This window comes from Mammaliicoccus sp. D-M19, assembly GCF_022386695.1.
GTDB classification, from domain to species: Bacteria; Bacillota; Bacilli; order Staphylococcales; family Staphylococcaceae; genus Mammaliicoccus; species Mammaliicoccus sciuri.
On record NZ_JAJNHW010000009.1, the window covers coordinates 66,729 to 88,108 of the forward strand.

Annotated in this window: 20 protein-coding genes, 2 tRNA genes and 1 riboswitch; of the genes, 20 read left to right on the forward strand and 2 right to left on the reverse strand. The window is 33.7% G+C overall.

Going from position 1 to position 21,380, the window contains the following annotated elements; all coding sequences use genetic code 11:
- The first annotated feature begins 73 nt into the window (after nt 1-73).
- The 10 genes from LQ675_RS13245 to LQ675_RS13290 all read left to right on the forward strand — a co-directional run bounded on the left by LQ675_RS13245 (nt 74) and on the right by LQ675_RS13290 (nt 10,126).
- Nucleotides 74-589, forward strand: coding sequence for a YceI family protein (locus tag LQ675_RS13245; RefSeq protein WP_048542856.1), 516 nt, complete (start codon nt 74-76; stop codon nt 587-589).
- 412 nt (nt 590-1,001) lie between these two features.
- Nucleotides 1,002-1,646: an AzlC family ABC transporter permease gene (locus tag LQ675_RS13250; RefSeq protein ID WP_058590793.1), complete on the forward strand. Its 645-nt coding sequence runs from the start codon at nt 1,002-1,004 to the stop codon at nt 1,644-1,646.
- Nucleotides 1,643-1,969: an AzlD domain-containing protein gene (locus tag LQ675_RS13255; protein WP_058590709.1), complete on the forward strand. Its 327-nt coding sequence runs from the start codon at nt 1,643-1,645 to the stop codon at nt 1,967-1,969. The genes LQ675_RS13250 and LQ675_RS13255 overlap by 4 nt, the downstream gene beginning before the upstream one ends.
- 66 nt (nt 1,970-2,035) lie before the next feature.
- Nucleotides 2,036-2,137: riboswitch (SAM riboswitch) on the forward strand.
- Between the two features lie 71 nt (nt 2,138-2,208).
- Nucleotides 2,209-3,177 (forward strand): homoserine O-acetyltransferase MetX, encoded by a 969-nt coding sequence (gene metX / locus LQ675_RS13260; protein ID WP_058590792.1) that lies wholly within the window; start codon nt 2,209-2,211, stop codon nt 3,175-3,177.
- A gap of 81 nt (nt 3,178-3,258) precedes the next feature.
- The gene (locus LQ675_RS13265) at nt 3,259-4,176 is read left to right on the forward strand and encodes a DUF2232 domain-containing protein (protein WP_232179695.1); all 918 of its coding nucleotides are present in this window, start codon (nt 3,259-3,261) and stop codon (nt 4,174-4,176) included.
- A 14-nt stretch (nt 4,177-4,190) separates the two neighbouring features.
- On the forward strand, nt 4,191-6,155 hold the full coding sequence (locus LQ675_RS13270) for a DHH family phosphoesterase (protein WP_048542851.1): 1,965 nt from the start codon (nt 4,191-4,193) through the stop codon (nt 6,153-6,155).
- Nucleotides 6,155-6,601, forward strand: a complete 447-nt coding sequence (rplI, locus tag LQ675_RS13275; RefSeq protein WP_088592633.1) for a 50S ribosomal protein L9 — start codon at nt 6,155-6,157, stop codon at nt 6,599-6,601. Before LQ675_RS13270 ends, rplI begins: the two co-directional genes overlap by 1 nt.
- A gap of 100 nt (nt 6,602-6,701) precedes the next feature.
- A complete protein-coding gene (dnaB, locus tag LQ675_RS13280) occupies nt 6,702-8,102 on the forward strand; it encodes a replicative DNA helicase (protein ID WP_025906258.1) in 1,401 nt (466 codons plus the stop codon).
- Nucleotides 8,103-8,388: 286 nt separating this feature from the next.
- On the forward strand, nt 8,389-9,675 hold the full coding sequence (locus LQ675_RS13285; RefSeq protein ID WP_058590706.1) for an adenylosuccinate synthase: 1,287 nt from the start codon (nt 8,389-8,391) through the stop codon (nt 9,673-9,675).
- Nucleotides 9,676-9,988: 313 nt separating this feature from the next.
- Nucleotides 9,989-10,126 carry a hypothetical protein gene (locus LQ675_RS13290; RefSeq protein WP_153654248.1) on the forward strand — a complete coding sequence of 46 codons (138 nt, stop codon included), beginning with the start codon at nt 9,989-9,991 and terminating at the stop codon, nt 10,124-10,126.
- Between the two features lie 716 nt (nt 10,127-10,842).
- Here the strand turns inward: LQ675_RS13290 and LQ675_RS13295 are convergent.
- Nucleotides 10,843-11,727 (reverse strand): YitT family protein, encoded by an 885-nt coding sequence (locus LQ675_RS13295; protein WP_048542842.1) that lies wholly within the window; start codon nt 11,725-11,727, stop codon nt 10,843-10,845.
- Nucleotides 11,728-11,834: 107 nt separating this feature from the next.
- Here LQ675_RS13295 and LQ675_RS13300 point away from each other — a divergent pair.
- The 10 genes from LQ675_RS13300 (at nt 11,835) to LQ675_RS13345 (ending at nt 20,657) form a co-directional block, all read left to right on the forward strand.
- Nucleotides 11,835-11,909, forward strand: a tRNA-Glu gene (locus tag LQ675_RS13300).
- Nucleotides 11,910-11,927: 18 nt separating this feature from the next.
- A tRNA-Asp gene (locus tag LQ675_RS13305) sits at nt 11,928-12,000 on the forward strand.
- A 167-nt stretch (nt 12,001-12,167) separates the two neighbouring features.
- Nucleotides 12,168-12,869: a response regulator YycF gene (yycF, locus tag LQ675_RS13310; RefSeq protein ID WP_025906262.1), complete on the forward strand. Its 702-nt coding sequence runs from the start codon at nt 12,168-12,170 to the stop codon at nt 12,867-12,869.
- A 9-nt stretch (nt 12,870-12,878) separates the two neighbouring features.
- The gene (gene walK, locus LQ675_RS13315) at nt 12,879-14,720 is read left to right on the forward strand and encodes a cell wall metabolism sensor histidine kinase WalK (RefSeq protein ID WP_048542839.1); all 1,842 of its coding nucleotides are present in this window, start codon (nt 12,879-12,881) and stop codon (nt 14,718-14,720) included.
- A complete protein-coding gene (locus LQ675_RS13320) occupies nt 14,713-16,035 on the forward strand; it encodes a YycH family regulatory protein (RefSeq protein WP_058590705.1) in 1,323 nt (440 codons plus the stop codon). Before walK ends, LQ675_RS13320 begins: the two co-directional genes overlap by 8 nt.
- A complete protein-coding gene (locus LQ675_RS13325) occupies nt 16,035-16,826 on the forward strand; it encodes a two-component system regulatory protein YycI (protein ID WP_048542836.1) in 792 nt (263 codons plus the stop codon). Before LQ675_RS13320 ends, LQ675_RS13325 begins: the two co-directional genes overlap by 1 nt.
- A 40-nt stretch (nt 16,827-16,866) precedes the next feature.
- Nucleotides 16,867-17,649 (forward strand): MBL fold metallo-hydrolase, encoded by a 783-nt coding sequence (locus tag LQ675_RS13330; RefSeq protein WP_078354894.1) that lies wholly within the window; start codon nt 16,867-16,869, stop codon nt 17,647-17,649.
- 296 nt (nt 17,650-17,945) lie between these two features.
- Complete coding sequence (gene rlmH / locus LQ675_RS13335) at nt 17,946-18,425, forward strand: 23S rRNA (pseudouridine(1915)-N(3))-methyltransferase RlmH (RefSeq protein ID WP_025906271.1); 480 nt, start codon at nt 17,946-17,948, stop codon at nt 18,423-18,425.
- Between the two features lie 321 nt (nt 18,426-18,746).
- On the forward strand, nt 18,747-20,003 hold the full coding sequence (locus LQ675_RS13340; RefSeq protein WP_000566670.1) for an MrcB family domain-containing protein: 1,257 nt from the start codon (nt 18,747-18,749) through the stop codon (nt 20,001-20,003).
- Between the two features lie 414 nt (nt 20,004-20,417).
- The gene (locus LQ675_RS13345; RefSeq protein WP_001282728.1) at nt 20,418-20,657 is read left to right on the forward strand and encodes a hypothetical protein; all 240 of its coding nucleotides are present in this window, start codon (nt 20,418-20,420) and stop codon (nt 20,655-20,657) included.
- Between the two features lie 31 nt (nt 20,658-20,688).
- On the opposite strand, the gene LQ675_RS13350 is transcribed toward LQ675_RS13345, so the two are convergent.
- Entirely contained in the window at nt 20,689-21,363 is a 675-nt protein-coding gene (locus LQ675_RS13350) for an IS6-like element IS257 family transposase (RefSeq protein WP_001106057.1), read from the reverse strand.
- Nucleotides 21,364-21,380: the final 17 nt, after the last annotated feature.

The following is a 21,380-nucleotide window of genomic DNA, read 5'->3' on the forward strand; positions in this document are numbered from 1 at the left end:
GATTTAATGCTTGAATATACTTTTTATATTTGATATACTAAGTATACAAAATAAATAAAGGGAGTTTTGACAGATGACTAATTTCAATTTCGACAAAGCACACAGTAGTTTAGAATTTACAGTAAAACATTTAATGGTATCTCGCGTTAAAGGTACTTTTGAAGATTATAACGTAGAAGTATCAGGAGATATTAATGACCTTTCTACATTAAAAGCAACAGTTACAATAAAAGCAGATTCAATCAATACTAAAAACGCTGACCGTGACGCTCACTTAAAATCAGCTGACTTCTTTAGTGCAGATGAAAATCCAAATATTACATTTGAATCAAAATCAATCAGTGAAGATTCAATTACAGGTGATTTAACAATCGCTGGCGTAACACACGAAGAAACATTTGACGTTGATTTCAACGGCGTAAGTAAAAACCCATTAAATGGTGAAACAGTAACAGGTTTCGCAGTAACTGGTAAAATCGACCGCGAAAAATACGGCGTATCATTTAACCAAGCATTAGAAACTGGTGGCGTGATGATCGGTAGAGATGTTAAATTCGAGGCAAGTGCAGAATTCGGTTTAAGTGAATAATTTATATAGATAATCAAACAGTAGAAATTCATTCAATTGAATTTCTGCTGTTTTTTATATGGTTTGAGATATAAATATAAGTGCACGAAGACTGAGAGATATCGTGCGCTAAGGTACAAAATCAAGGTATAACGCACGAAGACTTGATCATCTATGGCCATCTAAGCCCAAATGATTAATCCAGTATCAAATTGATTAATTATTTTCCGAATATTTAATCAAGTGTTATTGATAAAGTAATATAGGTATGATAAAACTAATACATATTAAAATTCTTTAGAGGTAAGTAAGATTGAGGTTAGACAAACGTTAGACTTACCTTTAACTGTAGATTGGAGGCATCGTTGTGACAAGTACGAGTATTACGAATAAAGGTTTGTTCCTTCAAGGTGTTAAAGATTGTATACCAACTATGCTTGGATACTTTAGTGTTGCATTAGCTTTTGGTATCGTCGGTATTTCATCTGGTTTATCTATTTTGGAAATTGCATTGTTGTCTATTTTTGTCTATGCGGGTGCTGCTCAATTTATTATATGTGCGTTGGTCGCCATCCACTCCCCTATTTCAGCAATTCTATTGACGGTATTTTTTGTTAACTCAAGAATGTTTCTTCAAAGTTTGGCTTTAGTCCCAGCATTTAAAGGAAATGGTTTTTGGTCGAATATAGGAATAGGCACACTTGTAACGGATGAGTCATTCGGTGTTGCGATTACGAAATATGTGAAAGAGAAATCGCTCAATGCGACTTGGATGCATGGTTTAAATATTTCAGCTTATTTATTATGGATTGTCACATCTATTATTGGCGGTTTAGTCGGTAACTTAATACCTAAACCTGAAATGTTTGGCCTCGATTATGCTTTAACAGCGATGTTTATATTTTTATTAATTGCTCAGTTTGAAACGATACATAAAAGCAAAGTCTTAGTATATCTTTATTTAATATTATTAACGATTGTATGCATGCTTATTCTGACATTATTTATGCCAACTTATTTATCCATTATTGTGTCGACAATTATTGCTTCTGTCGTAGGGGTGGTGTTTGATAAATGAGTATATCGATGTATTTAATTTTAATTACGATAAGTTGTTTTGTTTTAACTTGGATTATCCGTGTTTCTCCATTTGTATTGTTATCAAAAGCGGACTTACCTGAAAGTGTGATCAAGTGGTTACAATATGTGCCGGTATGTCTCTTTACGGCATTAATACTAGAAGGCATGTTAAATCAAGAAGGCAATGCGGGGTTTACGTTAAATTTTGAGAGTATTATAGTCGCGATACCAACAATTCTAATAGCACTCATATTTAAAAGTTTAACGATTACAGTTATAGCTGGTATGTTTATTATGGCGATTGTGAGATTAGTCTTTTAATTTCATTCGTTAACTTATTGAAAGAAATGCTCATTTCTAGTATTCTTAATATAAATTACATAGCAAAGCTTATTCAGAGAAGTTGAGGGAATTGGCCCGACGACACTTCAGCAACCGGTCATAATAGATACGGTGCTACTACCAACGAGTATACTCGCATAATAAGGATGATGAGGACTTCTTACTTCTTTGACGAGTAAGAAGTCTTTCAATTTAAATAAGAGGGGGGTTTTAATGTGATTATTTCTCGAGAAACAGGCATAGTAGATCTTGGACATTTTGAAACAGAATCTGGTGAAGTGATTGATAACTTGAAACTTCAATATGAGTATGTGGGTTATAAAGGCCAGCCACTCGTTGTAGTTTGTCATGCGCTAACAGGCAACCATTTAACATATGGTGATGATGAGCATGCAGGTTGGTGGCGTGAAATTATAGATGGCGGTTACCTTTCAATTAATGATTATCAATTTATAACATTTAATGTAATTGGCAGTCCTTATGGATCAAGTTCAAGATTGAATACTCCAAATTTCCCGGAACATTTGACGATGAGAGATGTTGCGAAAGCAAACATATTAGGATTGAAACAATTTGGCTATGAAAAAATTGATGTATTAATTGGTGGCTCTTTAGGTGGTATGCAAACGTTAGAAATGCTTTATGACGGTTCGATTGAAGTGAAAAAAGCAGTCATATTAGCTGCTACAGAGAAGACTTCATCATATAGTAGAGCGTTTAATGAGATTGCAAGACAAGTCATTCATATGAACGGACAAGATGGTTTAAGCATCGCAAGACAACTTGGCTTTTTAACGTATCGTTCAAGTAAAGATTACGAATCAAGATTTTCTGCAGATGATGTTGTAAGCTACCAAAAATATCAAGGCAATAAATTTAAAGAAGTATTTAACAAAGACTGCTATTTAACATTGTTAGATGTTTTAGACAGTCACGACATATTTAGAGGACGAGATGATGTTGAGGAACGTCTACTTCAACTAGAAACGAAAGTATTAACATTAGGATTTGCGGATGATTTATTATATCCAGATGACCAAGTGAGAGCTTTAGGTCGATTCTTTAAGTATCATAGACATTTCTATGTGCCAGACAACGTGGGCCATGATGGGTTTTTATTGAATTTTGGAGATTGGGCACCTAACGTTTATCATTTCTTAAAATTATATAAATTTAAAGCACGCTGATATCAACTTAAAAGTCACCTACATTGTTTTAAAGGATAAAAATCTGTAAAATAGAGAAAGATGTTTAATTTAGATTGGGAAGTGAAAAATTTGTCTTTTAAAGTCGATATAAAAGCGACAATCATAGCAACACTTATACTAGTTCTAAGTGCCGCTATTATAAACTTTGTACCATTATTAGCAATATTGATCATACCATTTATTACGATACCAGGAACGATTCTTTGGTATCGCTCTAAACCGTCCTTTTTTGTGACGGTTGTCATAACGTTATGTGCAACTGTGTTATTTAATCATGTATTCTTATTAACTGCCATGACACTTGTTATTTTTATGAGTGTATTTATTGGGCAGTTACTTATTGAGCGTACATCTAAAGAACGTATTTTGTACTTAGTGACAACATTTATGAGTATTTTAACGATAGGTAGTGTGTTAATTTTACAAATTACGGGAAACTTACCTTTAACGAGCAAGTTCTTTAATCAGTACCATGATGTATTAGTGTCGTATTTTCAAATGGGTGGTAATATAACAACTGAAATTGAAGAATCTTTACAAGTTTCATTAGAAATATTACAAGCGAGCATTCCTGGGTATATAGTATTATGGGTATTCTTATTTGTGCTTGTGAATTTAGTTGTGACGTTTCCGATTTTAAGAAAATTCAAAGTCGCAACACCTGTGTTCAGACCATTATTTATGTGGCAAATCAACAGAAGCGTTGCATTCGTTTTTGTGATTACAGTACTTGTGAGCTTGTTTGTCACGAAAGATAATGTAGTGGCGTATGGCATAGTCACTAACTTACAATTTGTGTTAGAATGGGTTATATTTATACAAGCATTATCGTTGTTCCATTTATTTGTAAAAGTTAAAAAATTACCAATTATAGTAGGTGTCATCATCTTTGTATTGGCATTTATATTTAAACCATTTGCGTACTTATTCGGATTAATGGATATTTGGTTTAACTTGAAACAACGTATAAAAAAGTAAATTGAGGTGAGTTTATGAACCGTCAATCTGTTAAAAAAGCCCTAATATTTCCGTACATTATTATGATGATATTAGCTTTGGTGCTAGTCGTATTCAGTTTTTTTAATTCAATATTTTGGGCGATTATTTCGACGGTTGCTACGATAATTCTAATTGCAGTAAGCATATTTTTTGTTAGACAGAGCTTTTTGAAATTAGATTTATATATTGGGAGTTTAGCCGGTAGAATTACGAAAAGTAAAACAAGTGCAGTCAGTGACTTACCAATAGGCGTCATATTATTAGACAAAAATGACCATATCGAATGGATTAATAATTTTGTTAATAAACGATTAGAACGAGACGTTTTAGACGAACCAATTAACGAAGTATTTCCGAATATCTTAAAAAGATTAGAAAATACTTCAGAAGTAGAGATTGAAGAAGGATCATACAAATATAAAGTCACTTATACTGAAGATGAACAGTCTATTTATCTGTTTGATATTACTGAATCTTCCCGTGTATATGAATTATATGAAAATGAAAAACCAATCATAGCAACTATTTTCTTAGATAACTTTGATGAAATTACACAGAACATGAATGACTCTCAACGTTCAGAAATCAATAGTCTGATTACAAGTGTTATAGATGACTGGTCATCACGTTATCAATTGTTTATTAAACGTTATAGTGCTGATCAATTTATAGCGTTATTAAACAAGAGTATATTAGAAGATATCGAAACGTTGAAATTCAACTTATTAGATGATTTAAGAGATAAGACAAGAGACATCGGTCACCAATTAACACTGAGTATCGGTATTGGTGAAGGTAGTGAGAACTTAATTGAGCTAGGTGAACTTTCACAATCAAGTTTAGACTTAGCACTCGGCCGTGGTGGTGACCAAGTAGCCATTAAAAATAGTAATGGTAACGTGAGATTCTACGGCGGTAAGACTGACCCGATGGAAAAAAGAACGAGAGTACGTGCGCGTGTGATATCCCATGCGTTACGAGATATCTTAATTGAAGGCGACAAAGTGATCATTATGGGTCATAAATCACCAGATATGGACGCAATCGGTGCAGCAATCGGTGTATCACGTATTGCGAAGATGAATAATCTTGAGTCATATATTGTATTAAACGATTCGGATATTGATAGTACATTAGAACGTGTGATGGCTGAAATAGACGAGAAGCCTGATTTGAAAGAAAGATTTATTACATCAGAAGAAGCTTGGCATGAAATGACACCTCGTACAACACTCGTTGTCGTGGATACACATAAACCTGAACTTGTAATTGATGAGAACTTGCTTAATAAAGCAAATAGAAAAGTCGTTATTGACCACCATCGTCGAGGCGAAAGTATCATCTCAAGTCCATTACTTGTTTATATGGAACCTTATGCAAGTTCAACAGCTGAGCTTGTTACAGAGTTGTTAGAATATCAACCAACAGAACATCGTTTAACGAGAATCGAATCAACGATTATGTTAGCCGGTATTATTGTGGATACACGTAATTTCACATTAAGAACAGGATCAAGAACATTTGATGCTGCGAGCTTTTTAAGAAGTCATGGTGCAGATACCATTCTTTGCCAGCACTTCTTAAAAGACGATATCGATACGTATATTAAACGTTCAGACTTAATTAAGACGGTTAAATTATTCCACGGTGGTGTCGCAATTGCGCATGGTGAAGATCATGAAACGTATCACCCCGTTACAGTTGCACAAGCAGCAGATGAGTTGCTTGGCTTAGAAGGTGTAGAAGCATCTTATGTAGTAGCAAGAAGGTCAGAAGATACAATTGGTATTTCTGCCCGTTCATTAGGAGAAGTTAACGTACAATTAACGATGGAAGCGCTTGGTGGAGGCGGCCACTTATCCAATGCTGCAACACAAATTAAAAATACAACAGTAGAAAAAGCAATCGAGTCATTAATTCAGGTTGTTGAATCAGATGAAAAAGGAGTGGAAGAATAATGAAAGTTATTTTCACACAAGATGTTAAAGGTAAAGGTAAAAAAGGTGAAGTGAAAGACGTACCAGTAGGATATGGCCAAAACTATTTAATCAAAAATAATTATGCTGTAGAAGCGACACCTGGAAACCTAAAACAATTAGAACAACAAAACAAACGTCAAGAAGAAATCAAACAACAAGAAATAGAAGATGCTAAAGCACTTGCGGAAAAACTTAAAGAATTAGAAGTTAAAATTCCGGCTAAAACAGGTGAAGGCGGTAAATTATTTGGGTCAGTAAGTACGAAACAAATTACGCAAGCATTAGATAAACAACACCAAATCAAAGTTGATAAACGTAAAATGGACTTACCAAATGGTATTCACAGTTTAGGTTATACAAATGTACCAATTAAACTACACAATAAAGTTTCTGGCACATTAAAAGTACATGTTGTTGAACAATAAAGGCATCAATAAAATGGTCGGTATTTGATTTACCGACCTATTTTAATGCGTTATAATAAAAATTATTAAAAAATGGAAAGGAGTAATCAGTATGGATGGTATGGATAATATGATGAACCCAAAACAAATGCCCCATAGTATAGAGGCTGAACAATCTGTTATCGGTGCAATCTTGATTGATCCTGAACTGATTAACTCAACAGGTGAAACATTAATACCTGAAGCTTTCTATCGTGCAAATCATCAACACATATTTAGAGCGATGTTAATGCTAAATGAACAGAATAAAGAAATTGACTCTGTTACATTGATGGATCAGTTAGCAGCAGAATCATTATTAGAAGAAGCGGGCGGTCCAGCCTATTTAGCAGAATTAGCAAATAATGTCCCAACAACAAGAAACATACATTTCTACATAGATATTGTGTTTAAACATGCAGTGAAACGCCAACTCATTCGTGTGGCGGATAGTATTGCTGAAGATGGGTATAATCCTGAGCTTGATTTAGAATCATTGTTAGGAGATGCAGAAAAGAGAATTTTAGAGATTTCTGCTTCAAGAGGTACGGAAGGCTTCAAAGATATTAAAGATGTATTAAGTATTGTGTTTGATAATGCCGAACAGCTCGATCAAAATAATGGACAAACACCAGGTATACCAACTGGTTATCGAGATTTAGACCAAATGACAGCAGGGTTTAACCGAAATGATTTAATCATTATTGCAGCACGTCCATCAGTAGGTAAGACTGCCTTCGCATTAAATATCGCACAACAAGTTGCAACACACCAAGATTTGTATTCAGTTGGTATTTTCTCTTTAGAGATGGGTGCTGATCAACTTGCTACACGTATGATATGTAGTACGGGAAATGTAGATTCAAATAGATTACGTACAGGTTCAATGACCGAGGAAGACTGGAGCAGGTTTACAGTTGCAGTAGGTAAACTATCAAGAACGAAAATATTTATCGATGATACACCAGGTATCCGAATTACGGATATTCGTGCTAAATGTCGTAGGCTCAAACAAGAACATGGATTAGATATGATCATGATTGACTACTTACAATTAATTCAAGGTAGTGGTTCTCGTAGCTCAGATAATAGACAACAAGAAGTATCAGAAATTTCTCGTATGCTTAAAGCAATCGCAAGAGAATTAGAATGTCCTGTTATTGCGTTAAGTCAGTTATCTCGTGGTGTTGAACAACGACAAGATAAGAGACCAATGATGAGTGATATTCGTGAATCTGGTTCGATTGAGCAAGATGCGGATATTGTTGCTTTCTTATATAGAGATGATTATTATTCAAGAGGTGGCGAAGATGAAGACGGAGAAGCGGTCGATGCGGGTGCACAAGACGAGAATGGTGAAATTGAAATCATTATCGCTAAACAACGTAACGGCCCAACAGGAACCGTTAAACTACACTTCATGAAACAATATAACAAATTCACCGATATTGACTATCAACATGCTGGAATGGAATTTGGATAAAAAAAGTTTTTGAGCTAAAAGACGTACATTTATTGCATATTAAGCAAAAATGTACGTCTTTTGTTTTGTGTAAAGTAACACTTATGTGCTTAAGTTTGTGTTTTTGAAAATGAATAAAACGATTATAATCCTTTTAAATACTGTGGTTAAGGTGTTTTTTAGCAATTCCGGTATGAATAAGAATTGTAATTTGACACTCGTAATCAATGTTCGTTTTTAGTTTGCAATTTAAGGATAGTACTGATAGAATACTTAATGGTTAATGAGAAAAAACGGAGGTGCTCACATGTCATCAATCGTAGTCGTTGGGACGCAATGGGGAGACGAAGGTAAAGGTAAAATCACAGATTTCTTAGCAGAGGATGCAAACGTTATTGCACGTTTTTCAGGTGGTAACAATGCAGGTCACACAATTAAATTTGATGGGGAAACTTATAAATTACATTTAGTACCATCAGGTATTTTTTATCAAGAGAAATCAAGTGTTATCGGTAACGGTGTAGTTGTTGATCCAGTAGCTTTATTGAAAGAATTAGATGCTTTAAATGAACGCGGAGTTGCAACAGACAATTTAAGAATTTCAAACCGTGCGCAAGTCATCTTACCATATCATCTTAAACAAGATGAATTAGAAGAAGAAAAACGCGGTGATAACAAAATTGGTACAACTAAAAAAGGTATCGGTCCAGCTTATGTAGATAAAGCACAACGTATCGGTATCCGTATGGCTGATTTATTAGATAAAGAAACATTTGAAAAACGCTTAAAAGAAAATCTTGAATATAAAAATGAATTATTCGAAAAAATGTTCAACGCTGAAGGTTTCACTTTTGAAGAAATTTTTGAAACTTACTATGTAGCAGGACAACGTTTGAAAGATTATGTAACAGACACAGCTAAATTATTAGATGATGCTTTCGTAAACAATGAAAAAGTATTATTCGAAGGTGCTCAAGGTGTTATGTTAGATATCGACCACGGTACATATCCATTCGTTACTTCAAGTAATCCAATTGCAGGTAACGTTACAGTAGGTGGCGGTGTTGGTCCAACATACGTATCTAAAGTAATTGGTGTATGTAAAGCTTATACATCTCGTGTAGGAGACGGTCCATTCCCAACAGAATTATTTGATGAAGATGGTCACCATATCCGTGAAGTAGGTCGTGAATACGGTACAACAACTGGAAGACCACGTCGTGTAGGTTGGTTTGACTCAGTAGTTCTACGTCACTCACGCCGTGTAAGTGGTATTACAGATTTATCAATCAACTCAATTGACGTATTAACAGGATTAAAAACAGTTAAAATCTGTACAGCATACGAAATTGATGGTGTTGAAATCACTGAATATCCAGCAAACTTAAACGAATTAGAACGTTGTAAACCAATCTTTGAAGAACTACCAGGTTGGGAAGAAGACATCACAGGATGCCGTTCACTAGAAGAATTACCAGATAACGCACGTCGTTATTTAGAACGCATCTCTGAATTATGTAATGTTAAAATTTCTATCTTCTCAGTAGGACCAGATAGAAACCAAACAAACCTACTAGAAAACTTATGGGACTAATAAATAAAGAGAAACCAGCAGATATGTAGCGTATCTGCTGGTTTTTTCATATTGGGAAAAGGTGTTGTAAGGTTTGGAGTGAGTTGAGTTGTTGGGGGTGTTTAGGGAAACGGACGAGATTGGGGGCAGATGTGAGTTAAAGGTGAAATAAACTCACGAGATTGATGAACATGTGAGTTAAATGTCAATGTAAAAATGTACATAATTGATTGTTTGGGAGTGTAAAAAGTAGAAATACTGTTTATACTAGCGAATTTAAATTATCTGTTTTAAAATTTAGACAAGATAATAAACAAAAGGAGGATCTTAAACTATGGCTAAAAAACGAACTAAATCAAATAATAAAAATTTACCTTTAAATGAAAATGAACGCGAAGAACTTGAAAGACTTAGAAATGAAAATGAGACGTTAAAGGCAGGTATAGCCTATCAAAAAAGTTACAGGCCTTGACCGATATATATGGAAGCAACAATCAGAAAAAATAAAGGTCATTAAGGGACTACATGAAACATATAATAGACTCATTAAGTTTTATATTTTTGAGTTCTGTTCAAAGTCTTAGCTTAAGTCCTGAGTAAAGCCAAGAGATCATCCAAGTCTTAGCTTAAGTCCTGAGTAAAGCCAAGAGATCATCCAAGTCTTAGCTTAAGTCCTGAGTAAAGCCAAGAGATCGCTCAAGTCATAGCTTAACTTCTGAATAAAGCCAAGAGATTGCCCAAGTCATAGCTTAACTCCCGAATAAAGCCAAGAGATCGTCCAAGTCTTAGCTTAAGTCCTGAGTAAAGCCAAGAGATTGCCCAAGTCATAGCTTAACTCCCGAGTAAAGCCAAGAGATCGCTCAAGTCATAGCTTAACTTCTGAATAAAGCCAAGAGATCATCCAAGTCTTAGCTTAACTTCCCAATAAAGCCAAGAGATTCTCCGCGAACCCTAAATCAACCTCACCTTGACCCAACTCAATCCTAACCCGTCGTCCCTCATACATCGCCCGACTCTCACCATACATCCACCCCCAACAAAAAAAGCATAAAAACTTATCATTTCAAGGTTGTCTACCAACTGCGCTCTAGACACTAACTTAATCAGGCTTCCTAATTAAGACTGTCCGCAATCATAGACGTCTATCTATACTTTGAAATCATAAATTCTTATGCATTTTACTGTGATTTAATGTATTTCTCTTTTCTTAAAGCGTCCACCTTTTACTTCGCTCACATCACCAATTGATAGGAATGCGGTGTTATCTATTTCTGTTACGATATCTTTTAGTTTGGATTCTTCTAATCGTGTGATGACACAGAATACGACTTTTTTATCTTCGCCTGTATATGCGCCTTCTCCATTCAGATATGTCACACCTCTACCAAGTCGGTCATTGATGGCTTCTCCGATATCTCTATATGTATCGCTGATGATCCATACGGCTTTTGATTCATCAAATCCTTGAACGGTTACATCAATCATCTTAGCAGCTATAAAATAAGCAATAACGGAAAACATCGCTGATTCCCAAGTGAATACAAATCCTGCAGCTGTAAATATGAAGAAGTTAATCAACATGACAATTTCGCCTACTGAAAATGGTGCTTTACTACTGATTAAGATAGCACTGATTTCAGATCCGTCTAAAGATCCTCCATATCGTATTACGAGACCTACGCCTAAACCAATAATTGCGCCTCCAAAGATCGTTACTAAAAACGCTTCTTTAATAAAAGGATCAAAATGATGTAAGTAGGCTGTTGTAATAGATAATATTGTAATTGCGTAAATTGTAGAAATCGTGAATGTCTTACCAATCTGCTTGTATCCTAAAAAGAAAAACGGAATATTTAGTAGAAAGATAAATATTCCAAGCTTTAAATTGGTGAGATGACTCAAAATAATTGCGATACCGACAATGCCACCATCTAGTAGATTGTTAGGAACTAAAAATAATTCTAACCCTACCCCCATTAATATACTGCCGATGGTGATAAATATGAATCGTTTGAGGATTTCTCCTTTACGTAATTTACGATGTCCTTTTCTAATAGCTTGTGCTTGTTCCATATTATCATCCCTTTTTAATACTTCTATATTTATTATATAAAAAATTTAAAATAAAATCTTGTCTTCTGTATATTAGTCATGCTATAATCAATCTTGTGTTAAATAGAGGCCCCTTGGTCAAGCGGTTAAGACACCGCCCTTTCACGGCGGTAACACGGGTTCGAATCCCGTAGGGGTCACCATCTCAATTTTATACATAAGGTCCCGTGGTGTAGCGGTTAACATGCCTGCCTGTCACGCAGGAGATCGCGGGTTCGATTCCCGTCGGGACCGCTTTTAATGCTTATCGTAATAACGATAAGCATTTTTTTGTTGTTCAATCATAGATTAACGTCAAACAATAGAATTAATAGACAAATAGTGTTAAATTATAGTATAGGATATCATGCACAATTGTGTGCTTAGAGATACTTATTTTCAAAAAGAAATGAGGTAAATGTATGGCTAGAAAAATAGTAGTCGTTGATGATGAAAAACCAATTGCAGATATACTTGAATTTAATTTAAAAAAAGAAGGTTATGATGTTTATTGCGCATATGACGGTAATGACGCAGTAGATTTGATATATGCAGAAGAACCAGACATCGTATTACTAGATATTATGCTACCTGGTAGAGATGGTATGGAAGTTTGTAGAGAGGTTCGTAAGAAATTTGAAATGCCAATCATTATGTTAACAGCAAAAGACTCAGAAATTGATAAAGTTCTAGGGTTAGAGTTAGGTGCAGATGATTATGTGACGAAGCCTTTTTCAACACGTGAATTAATCGCGCGTGTGAAAGCAAACTTACGTAGACATTATTCTCAACCAACGCAAACAGAAGACGAAGAAACAAATGAAATCGTCATTAAAGATATTACCGTATATCCTGATGCATATTCAATTAAAAAACGTGGTGTCGATATCGAATTGACACACCGTGAATTTGAATTGTTTCATTATTTAGCAAAACATATTGGACAAGTTATGACGCGTGAACACTTACTCCAAACTGTATGGGGTTATGATTATTTTGGAGATGTACGTACAGTTGATGTTACGATACGTCGTCTACGTGAAAAAATCGAAGACGATGCATCACACCCAGAATATATTGTGACGCGTAGAGGTGTGGGTTATTTCCTACAAACACAAGAGTAGGCTGATATTATGAATTGGCTAAAGAAGTTTCAGTCCTTACACATTAAACTTGTCGTTATTTATGTTTTATTAATCATTATTGGTATGCAAATTATTGGATTATATTTTACAAATAGTCTTGAGAAAGAACTGACACGTAACTTCAAGACAAATATTGAACAGCACGTGAAACAGATTAATTACAACATAAAGAAAACGTACAACTCAGAAGATCCAAATCGGAACTTCCAAAAAGAAATACAAAGTATATTAGATGATTATGCCAATAGAACTGAAATTGATGAGATTAAGTTTATTGATCAAGATCAAATTATTGTGGCGACATCTAAAGCTACTAATCAAAATACCGTCAATCAAAAAGTAAACGATAGCTCTGTACAAAAGGCGTTATCTTTAGGAAAAGCTAATGATAAAATCGTATTAAAAAATGATTCATCCGATAGTAATAGAGTATGGATCAAAAATAAACCTGTTGAATACGAAGGTGAAGTCGTCGGAGATATATATGTTGAATCAGATATTGATTCTGTTTACGAACAGTTAAACAACATTAACCAAATCTTCATCATCGGTACAGCAATCTCATTATTGATCACAATCGTGCTCGGTTTCTTCATTGCGAGAACCATTACGAAACCTATATCAGATATGCGTAACCAAACGTTAGAGATGTCTAAAGGTAACTATACGCAGCGCGTTAAGATATACGGAAATGACGAAATCGGTGAACTTGCGCTGTCATTTAACAACTTATCTAAACGTGTACAAGAAGCACAAGCTAATACTGAAAGTGAAAAGCGTCGTCTAGACTCGGTTATCACACATATGAGCGATGGTGTCCTTGCTACTGATAGACGCGGTCGCGTACGTATTATTAATGAAATGGCGCTTAAAATGTTAGGTCTAGAACGTGCCGATGTAGAAGCGAAACATATATTAGATATTCTAAATATTGATGATGATTATTCATTAGATGACTTACAAGAGAATAATGATAGTTTCATTATTGATATTAATAGTGAAGAAGGTATTATCGCGCGTGTTAACTTCAGTACAATTATTCAAGATACAGGATTTATCAATGGTTATATTGCCGTATTACATGACGTTACGGAGCAGCACATTTTAGAAAATGAACGACGTGAATTCGTTGCGAATGTTTCACATGAATTGCGTACGCCACTAACATCTATGAGAAGTTATATAGAAGCATTAGAAGAAGGAGCATGGCGAGATCCCGAAGTTGCACCAACATTCTTAAATGTTACACGTGAAGAAACAGACCGTATGATTCGTCTTGTTAATGACTTATTACAACTTTCTAAAATGGACAGTTCAAGTGATCAAATGAACTCTGAATTGATTGATTTTAATATGTTTATTAACAAAATCATTAATAGACATGAAATGACACAAGGTAAGAACGTGACATTTATTAGAGACATACCTGTTAAAGGTTTATTCGTTGAAATTGATCCAGATAAGATGACACAAGTGTTTGATAACGTTATTACAAATGCGATTAAATACTCACAAGAATCTCATAAACGTGTAGAGTTTCATGTGAAACAAAATACTTTATATAACCGAATGACAATACAAATTAAAGATAATGGTATTGGTATCCCGGTGAATAAAGTAGATAAAATCTTTGATCGTTTCTACAGAGTAGATAAAGCGAGAGCACGTAAAATGGGTGGTACAGGTTTAGGTTTAGCCATCACTAAAGAAATCGTAGAAGCACATAAAGGTAGAATATGGGCCAGCAGTAAAGAAGGTCAAGGTACATCCATCTATATAACATTACCATGTGAAGTCATGGAAGATGAGTTTGGTGATTGGGATGCGTAATAGAGAACTGATTAAATCTACTATCCTCATAATCCTTGTGCTTATCAGTGTGTTTATGACATACCGTGTATGGACATTTACACCTGAACTGACAGATTTAGAAACAGATGTGAATACAGAAACACCTTCTATTGGACCTAAAATTAGTAAGCCTATTGATAGTGTGATTATGCCATTTAGAATGATTAATCGAAATGGCACGGACGTGAAAGGGACGTCTAACGTGAAAGATATCAAGAAGATTACTGATCAATTGTTGAGTAAAGAAGTGAAGAAAGTTGATATTTTAAGCAGTGAGTCAGTTGTTCAACTTGAAGATTTATCTGAACGATATACGATTTTAGACTTCCCCGATAGCATTCCGAGTGAAATGTATTTGAACCAAGTATTAGGCATGAATATGAACTATTATCCTAATATTAATTTTGACCGAATACTTGTAGATACGAAATCAACGAAAGAAGCTGTTGTGTATCTTTTAAGTGAGAATAAACAAAAGGCTGTTAAACTACAGACAAATATTAAAAGCACGCAATTTGATAAGGTGAATAAAGAAGCAGCACCTGATTTGAAACCTTATACAGGCATGATTACAAATGAGACGACTACGAATGAAATCAATCAAATTTATGCACCAGAGAATGCGGATAATATGAATATTTACCGTTACGTTTCTAACAAAATATCCGTATCTGAATTAAATGACGTTATTCTCGGTGATTCGGTGATTGCGCGTAGTAATGAACATAACGTCTCAACTTATAATAACAATACGGGGATTTCTACCGTGAATGAAGAGAAACAAACATATCGTTATACGAATTTATCAGAAGATGAAAATCGTCAAAAAGATATGTCAAAATCGATTACAAATTCATTTAAATTTATTAATGAACATGCAGGATATACAGATGAATTCCGTCTATTTAGTACGGATCAAAAGTCTGGTAAAATAGACTATCAAATGTTCTTAAATAATTATCCAGTGTTTAATGATGATAAGTTATCTTCAATAGAAGCGGTGTGGGGTAGAGATACGATTAATGAATATAATCGCGGTCTTATTACAACAGGAGTAGCCGTACCGTCTAAAAAAGAAGCGGATGGATTACCTTCATCAGAAGAAGTTAGATTTAACCTAGCTTCAAATGGTTCGATTGATTTTAACAAAGTTACGAATTTAGCAATTGGTTATGATTTATCATTACCAAAAGACGAAATTAATAACTTACAAGACACGATTGAATTTACACCGAAATGGTATGTAAAATATGACGGTGAATGGAAACGGTACGAGAATGGAGGGCTTTCTTAATGGATTGGAAACATGCTAAGTCACTCTTCATCATTGTGTTTATTCTCATTAATATAGGATTAGTCGTTGTATACTTTAATAAAGTAAATAATTCTATTGTTCAAGAATCAAACGCACAATCAGATGTTAATTTTGCTAAAGAAGGCATAGACATCCCGCAGTTACCAGAATATCGAGATAAGAAGATGCAAGCCATAACAGGTAGTAGTAAATCATTCGATTCAGATGAACTTGAAGGTGTTTATTCATTAAGTGAAAAAGACACGAAAATCAACAAAGACGTCAGTGCAGATTTAGATAAAGATAGTAAACAAACATCATTTAAGAGCTTTATTAACAAAGATGCTTTTAAAGGTAAAGATTACGAATATAAAAAGAACAACACAGATAAAAACAAAGTCGTCTATGAACAAAACTATGAAGATTTACCAATACTCAACAACAACAAAGGACAAATCGTCATAGATATGGATAATGATAAAGCTAAGTCATATACACAAACGTATTTAGACAAACTTAAACCAGGAAATGGCGACAACAATAATAAACGCAAAATAGCAGATGCGAAGACAGCTTTAGAGACATTGTATTACAACACATACCTTAAAAAAGGTGATAAAGTAGAGTCTGTAAGGTTAGGTTACTACAGTGTCGTTAAAGAAATAGGTGGACAAGTACTTGTACCGTCATGGGAAGTTAAAATTAAATCCGAAAAAGACGGTAAAACAGATACGAAGACATTGTATATCGATGCTATTAAACCAGAATCTACCATATTAGAAGAATCGTAAGAGAAGCAGTAATTAAAGGAGATGAACACTTGTGATCGCAATGAGCGTACTCGCAAGTGGCAGTACAGGAAATGCCACTTATATAGAATCAGATAAAGGAAGCCTACTTGTCGATGCTGGCTTAACAGGAAAGAAAATAGAAGGTCTTTTTCAACAAATTGACCGTAACATCAGCGACTTAGAAGGTATTTTAGTAACCCACGAACATATCGATCACATAAAAGGGTTAGGTGTACTCGCAAGAAAGTATAAACTACCTATCTATGCGAACAAAAAGACATGGCAAATGATAGAAGTTAAAGATAAAAATATACCACTAGATCAAAAATTTCACTTTGAACCTTATGAAACAAAGACTTTAGCAGGTATGGATATCGAATCATTTAGCGTGTCACATGACGCAATAGACCCACAGTTCTATATCTTTAATAACGACTATAAAAAGTTAACGATGATTACAGATACAGGTTATGTGTCAGATCGCATGAAAGGCATGATACACGGAAGTGATGCCTTTGTATTCGAAAGTAATCACGATGTGGATATGTTAAGAATGGGCAAATATCCATGGAAGACGAAACAACGTATATTAAGCGACATGGGTCACGTATCTAACGAAGATGCAGCACATGCAATGTGTGATGTTATAACAGGTAGCACGAAACGTATCTATCTGTCACACTTAAGCCAAGACAACAACATGAAAGATTTAGCAAGAATGAGTGTCGGTCAAGTATTAAACGAACATGATATTGATACAAATAAAGAAGTCATTTTATGTGATACAGATAAAGAAAAAGCAACACCAATATACTATATTTAAAAAAAAAGATATCCCCAATTATTGAGTTGGGGATATCTTTTTAGTTTGTGCACATATATACCCACAGTTATACACAAATGTCCACAAACTGTGAATAATATAGGTAGTTATCCACCGTTTTATCCACAATGTATATAAATCCGTGGATAAATCATAATAAAATGTATAAAAATAAACGACTTAATATTTAGAAATCGTACAAAAAATTAAAATTGTTGATATAATAATAAAGAAAACTGTGTATAAGTTAATAACATGTGGATAACTTTTAACAAGATGAATAAAGGTGGATAAAAATGAAGATAACAATCATAACGGTAGGAAAACTAAAAGAGAAATACTGGAAACAAGCCGTAGATGAATATAACAAACGCTTAGGTGCATATACAAAGACAGAACTCATCGAAGTAGCAGATGAAAAAGCACCTGATAATATGAGCGATAAAGATATAGAGATTGTGAAAGAAAAAGAAGCGGATAGAATCATGTCTAAAATCAAACAAGACAGTTACGTTATTACCCTGGAAATACAAGGAAAAATGTTAACAAGCGAAGGACTCAGTAAAGAAATCGATAACCTCATGACAAGAGGCAATTCACACATCACATTTATCATCGGCGGATCAAACGGACTGCATCAAAAAGTATTACAACGCAGCAACTACGCCCTATCATTCAGCAAAATGACCTTCCCACACCAAATGATGAAAGTCATCCTGATGGAACAAGTGTATAGAGCGTTTAAAATAATGCGTGGGGAAGCATATCATAAATGATGCGGTTTTTTCAGCCGCTTCATAAAGGGATTTTGAATGTATCAGAACATATGAGGTTTATGTGAATTGCTGTTATGTTTTTAAGAAGGTTATCATAAGTAATGAGGTTCATGATTTTTGACATAGTTAGCCTCCGCAGTCTTTCATTTCAAGTAAATAATAGCGAAATATTCTTTATACTGAATACTTATAGTGAAGCAAAGTTCTAGCTTTGAGAAAATTCTTTCTGCAACTAAATATAGTAAATTACGGTAAAATATAAATAAGTACATATTGAAGAAAATGAGACATAATATATTTTATAATAGGAGGGAATTTCAAATGATAGACAACTTTATGCAGGTCCTTAAATTAATTAAAGAGAAACGTACCAATAATGTAGTTAAAAAATCTGATTGGGATAAAGGTGATCTATATAAAACTTTAGTCCATGATAAGTTACCCAAGCAGTTAAAAGTGCATATAAAAGAAGATAAATATTCAGTTGTAGGGAAGGTTGCTACTGGGAACTATAGTAAAGTTCCTTGGATTTCAATATATGATGAGAATATAACAAAAGAAACAAAGGATGGATATTATTTGGTATATCTTTTTCATCCGGAAGGAGAAGGCATATACTTATCTTTGAATCAAGGATGGTCAAAGATAAGTGATATGTTTCCGCGGGATAAAAATGCTGCAAAACAAAGAGCATTAACTTTATCTTCCGAACTCAATAAATATATTACATCAAATGAATTTAATACTGGAAGATTTTATTACGCAGAAAATAAAGATTCATCTTATGATTTAAAAAATGATTATCCATCAGGATATTCTCATGGATCAATAAGATTCAAATATTATGATTTGAATGAAGGATTCACAGAAGAAGATATGCTAGAGGATTTAAAGAAATTTTTAGAACTATTTAATGAATTAGCTTCAAAAGTTACAAAAACATCCTATGATAGCTTGGTCAATAGCATAGACGAAATACAGGAAGACAGCGAAATTGAAGAAATTAGAACAGCACAAAAAGATAAGACACTCAAGGAAGTGGAAGCACCTAAAGGAATAATTCCAAAATATAAAAAAGGTGTATCAAAGACTACTAAAAATGATTCAGAAATTGAAAAATCAAATAAAGAGAATAAATTAACCGGTAAAGTTGGAGAAAAATTAGCGCTAAATTACTTTAATGAGCTAATTGATAATAAAATAGACGAAGATAAGAAAGAACAGTTTAGGAATATTTTAAATGATAATCCAGGCTCTCAACACGGTCATGGCTATGATTTAGTAGCTTTTGATCCAACAAATACAGATAAAGCTGTAGAAAAATTTATTGAAATTAAAACATCTACATCTTCTAGTATTGAGGAACCATTTTTTATGTCGCTAAATGAAATGTTTGCTATGAAAGAATATAAGCAGAAATATTTAATATTAAGAATATTTAATGTTTCCGGTAAAGAACCACAATTTTATTTTATAGATCCATATGCAAATTATTCTGAATTTAAAGATGTAGATGATCTCATTGACAAAGTATTTAATGTAGAAGCTATTCAGTATAAAGTTTTTGGCGAAAAATGATTACTTGAACAAGAGCTAAAATAAAATTGTGATCTAATAAAAATAGAAACTGTAATTTAAATAAAACTTTCTAAATAAGCTAACTGATAAAAAATCAGTTTGTCCACAGTCTGAAACAAGATTCCTATATTCTTTAGGAATCTTGTTTTTTCTATTTTTATGGTGATAAAGAGCAGATAAGATAATGTGTAATAATCACAAAAAAGTTAAATATTTTAAGGCTTGTTTAATTATTAATGATTTTATATATAAAGAGCAGTATAATAAAGTTGTTAATATATTATGAATAATATTCAAGTAATTTTATTGTTTTTTAATTTGTCGATATTTAAGTTGAGTTAAATTTAAAGGGTGTAATTTGTTTTACAATGATGAAGATAATTAGTCTATCAAAATAAAGGGGTTGGGACTGTTATGAGTGATAATTTGTCATTATTCATTGACTATATCAATGATAATATAATCTATGGTAGTGAAATCAAACGGGAGAAATTAGAGAATTTATTTAATCAATTTGCTATAAAAAATGTTGAAAAGAACATTGTCTATGATGAACTGAAATCTTTAGATATTACAATCATTGAGTCACAGGATTCATATAAAAATAAATTGAAGAGATTATTTTCGGTTCTGTTGCAAAGTAAAAAAATATAGCTAACCACTAATTTATCATGTCAGTGTTCGCTTAACTTGCTAGCATGATGCTAATTTCGTGGCATGGCGAAAATCCGTAGATCTGAAGAGACCTGCGGTTCTTTTTATATAGAGCGTAAATACATTCAATACCTTTTAAAGTATTCTTTGCTGTATTGATACTTTGATACCTTGTCTTTCTTACTTTAATATGACGGTGATCTTGCTCAATGAGGTTATTCAGATATTTCGATGTACAATGACAGTCAGGTTTAAGTTTAAAAGCTTTAATTACTTTAGCCATTGCTACCTTCGTTGAAGGTGCCTGATCTGTAATTACCTTTTGAGGTTTACCAAATTGTTTAATGAGACGTTTGATAAACGCATATGCTGAATGATTATCTCGTTGCTTACGCAACCAAATATCTAATGTATGTCCCTCTGCATCAATGGCACGATATAAATAGCTCCATTTTCCTTTTATTTTGATGTACGTCTCATCAATACGCCATTTGTAATAAGCTTTTTTATGCTTTTTCTTCCAAATTTGATACAAAATTGGGGCATATTCTTGAACCCAACGGTAGACCGTTGAATGATGAACGTTTACACCACGTTCCCTTAATATTTCAGATATATCACGATAACTCAATGTATATCTTAGATAGTAGCCAACGGCTACAGTGATAACATCCTTGTTAAATTGTTTATATCTGAAATAGTTCATACAGAAGACTCCTTTTT

Excerpts from the sequence above, each read along its gene's own strand:
- LQ675_RS13250 (WP_058590793.1), top strand. The coding sequence starts at position 1,002 with ATGCTTGGATACTTTAGTGTTGCATTAGCTTTTGGTATCGTCGGTATT.
- LQ675_RS13325 (WP_048542836.1), top strand. The coding sequence starts at position 16,035 with ATGGATTGGAAACATGCTAAGTCACTCTTCATCATTGTGTTTATTCTC.
- LQ675_RS13255 (WP_058590709.1), top strand. The coding sequence starts at position 1,643 with ATGAGTATATCGATGTATTTAATTTTAATTACGATAAGTTGTTTTGTT.
- rplI (WP_088592633.1), top strand. The coding sequence starts at position 6,155 with ATGAAAGTTATTTTCACACAAGATGTTAAAGGTAAAGGTAAAAAAGGT.
- LQ675_RS13285 (WP_058590706.1), top strand. The coding sequence starts at position 8,389 with ATGTCATCAATCGTAGTCGTTGGGACGCAATGGGGAGACGAAGGTAAA.
- LQ675_RS13345 (WP_001282728.1), top strand. The coding sequence starts at position 20,418 with ATGAGTGATAATTTGTCATTATTCATTGACTATATCAATGATAATATA.
- dnaB (WP_025906258.1), top strand. The coding sequence starts at position 6,702 with ATGGATAATATGATGAACCCAAAACAAATGCCCCATAGTATAGAGGCT.
- LQ675_RS13330 (WP_078354894.1), top strand. The coding sequence starts at position 16,867 with ATGAGCGTACTCGCAAGTGGCAGTACAGGAAATGCCACTTATATAGAA.
- LQ675_RS13350 (WP_001106057.1), bottom strand. The coding sequence starts at position 21,363 with ATGAACTATTTCAGATATAAACAATTTAACAAGGATGTTATCACTGTA.
- rlmH (WP_025906271.1), top strand. The coding sequence starts at position 17,946 with ATGAAGATAACAATCATAACGGTAGGAAAACTAAAAGAGAAATACTGG.
- LQ675_RS13340 (WP_000566670.1), top strand. The coding sequence starts at position 18,747 with ATGATAGACAACTTTATGCAGGTCCTTAAATTAATTAAAGAGAAACGT.
- LQ675_RS13245 (WP_048542856.1), top strand. The coding sequence starts at position 74 with ATGACTAATTTCAATTTCGACAAAGCACACAGTAGTTTAGAATTTACA.
- LQ675_RS13290 (WP_153654248.1), top strand. The coding sequence starts at position 9,989 with ATGGCTAAAAAACGAACTAAATCAAATAATAAAAATTTACCTTTAAAT.
- walK (WP_048542839.1), top strand. The coding sequence starts at position 12,879 with ATGAATTGGCTAAAGAAGTTTCAGTCCTTACACATTAAACTTGTCGTT.
- LQ675_RS13270 (WP_048542851.1), top strand. The coding sequence starts at position 4,191 with ATGAACCGTCAATCTGTTAAAAAAGCCCTAATATTTCCGTACATTATT.
- LQ675_RS13320 (WP_058590705.1), top strand. The coding sequence starts at position 14,713 with ATGCGTAATAGAGAACTGATTAAATCTACTATCCTCATAATCCTTGTG.
- yycF (WP_025906262.1), top strand. The coding sequence starts at position 12,168 with ATGGCTAGAAAAATAGTAGTCGTTGATGATGAAAAACCAATTGCAGAT.
- LQ675_RS13295 (WP_048542842.1), bottom strand. The coding sequence starts at position 11,727 with ATGGAACAAGCACAAGCTATTAGAAAAGGACATCGTAAATTACGTAAA.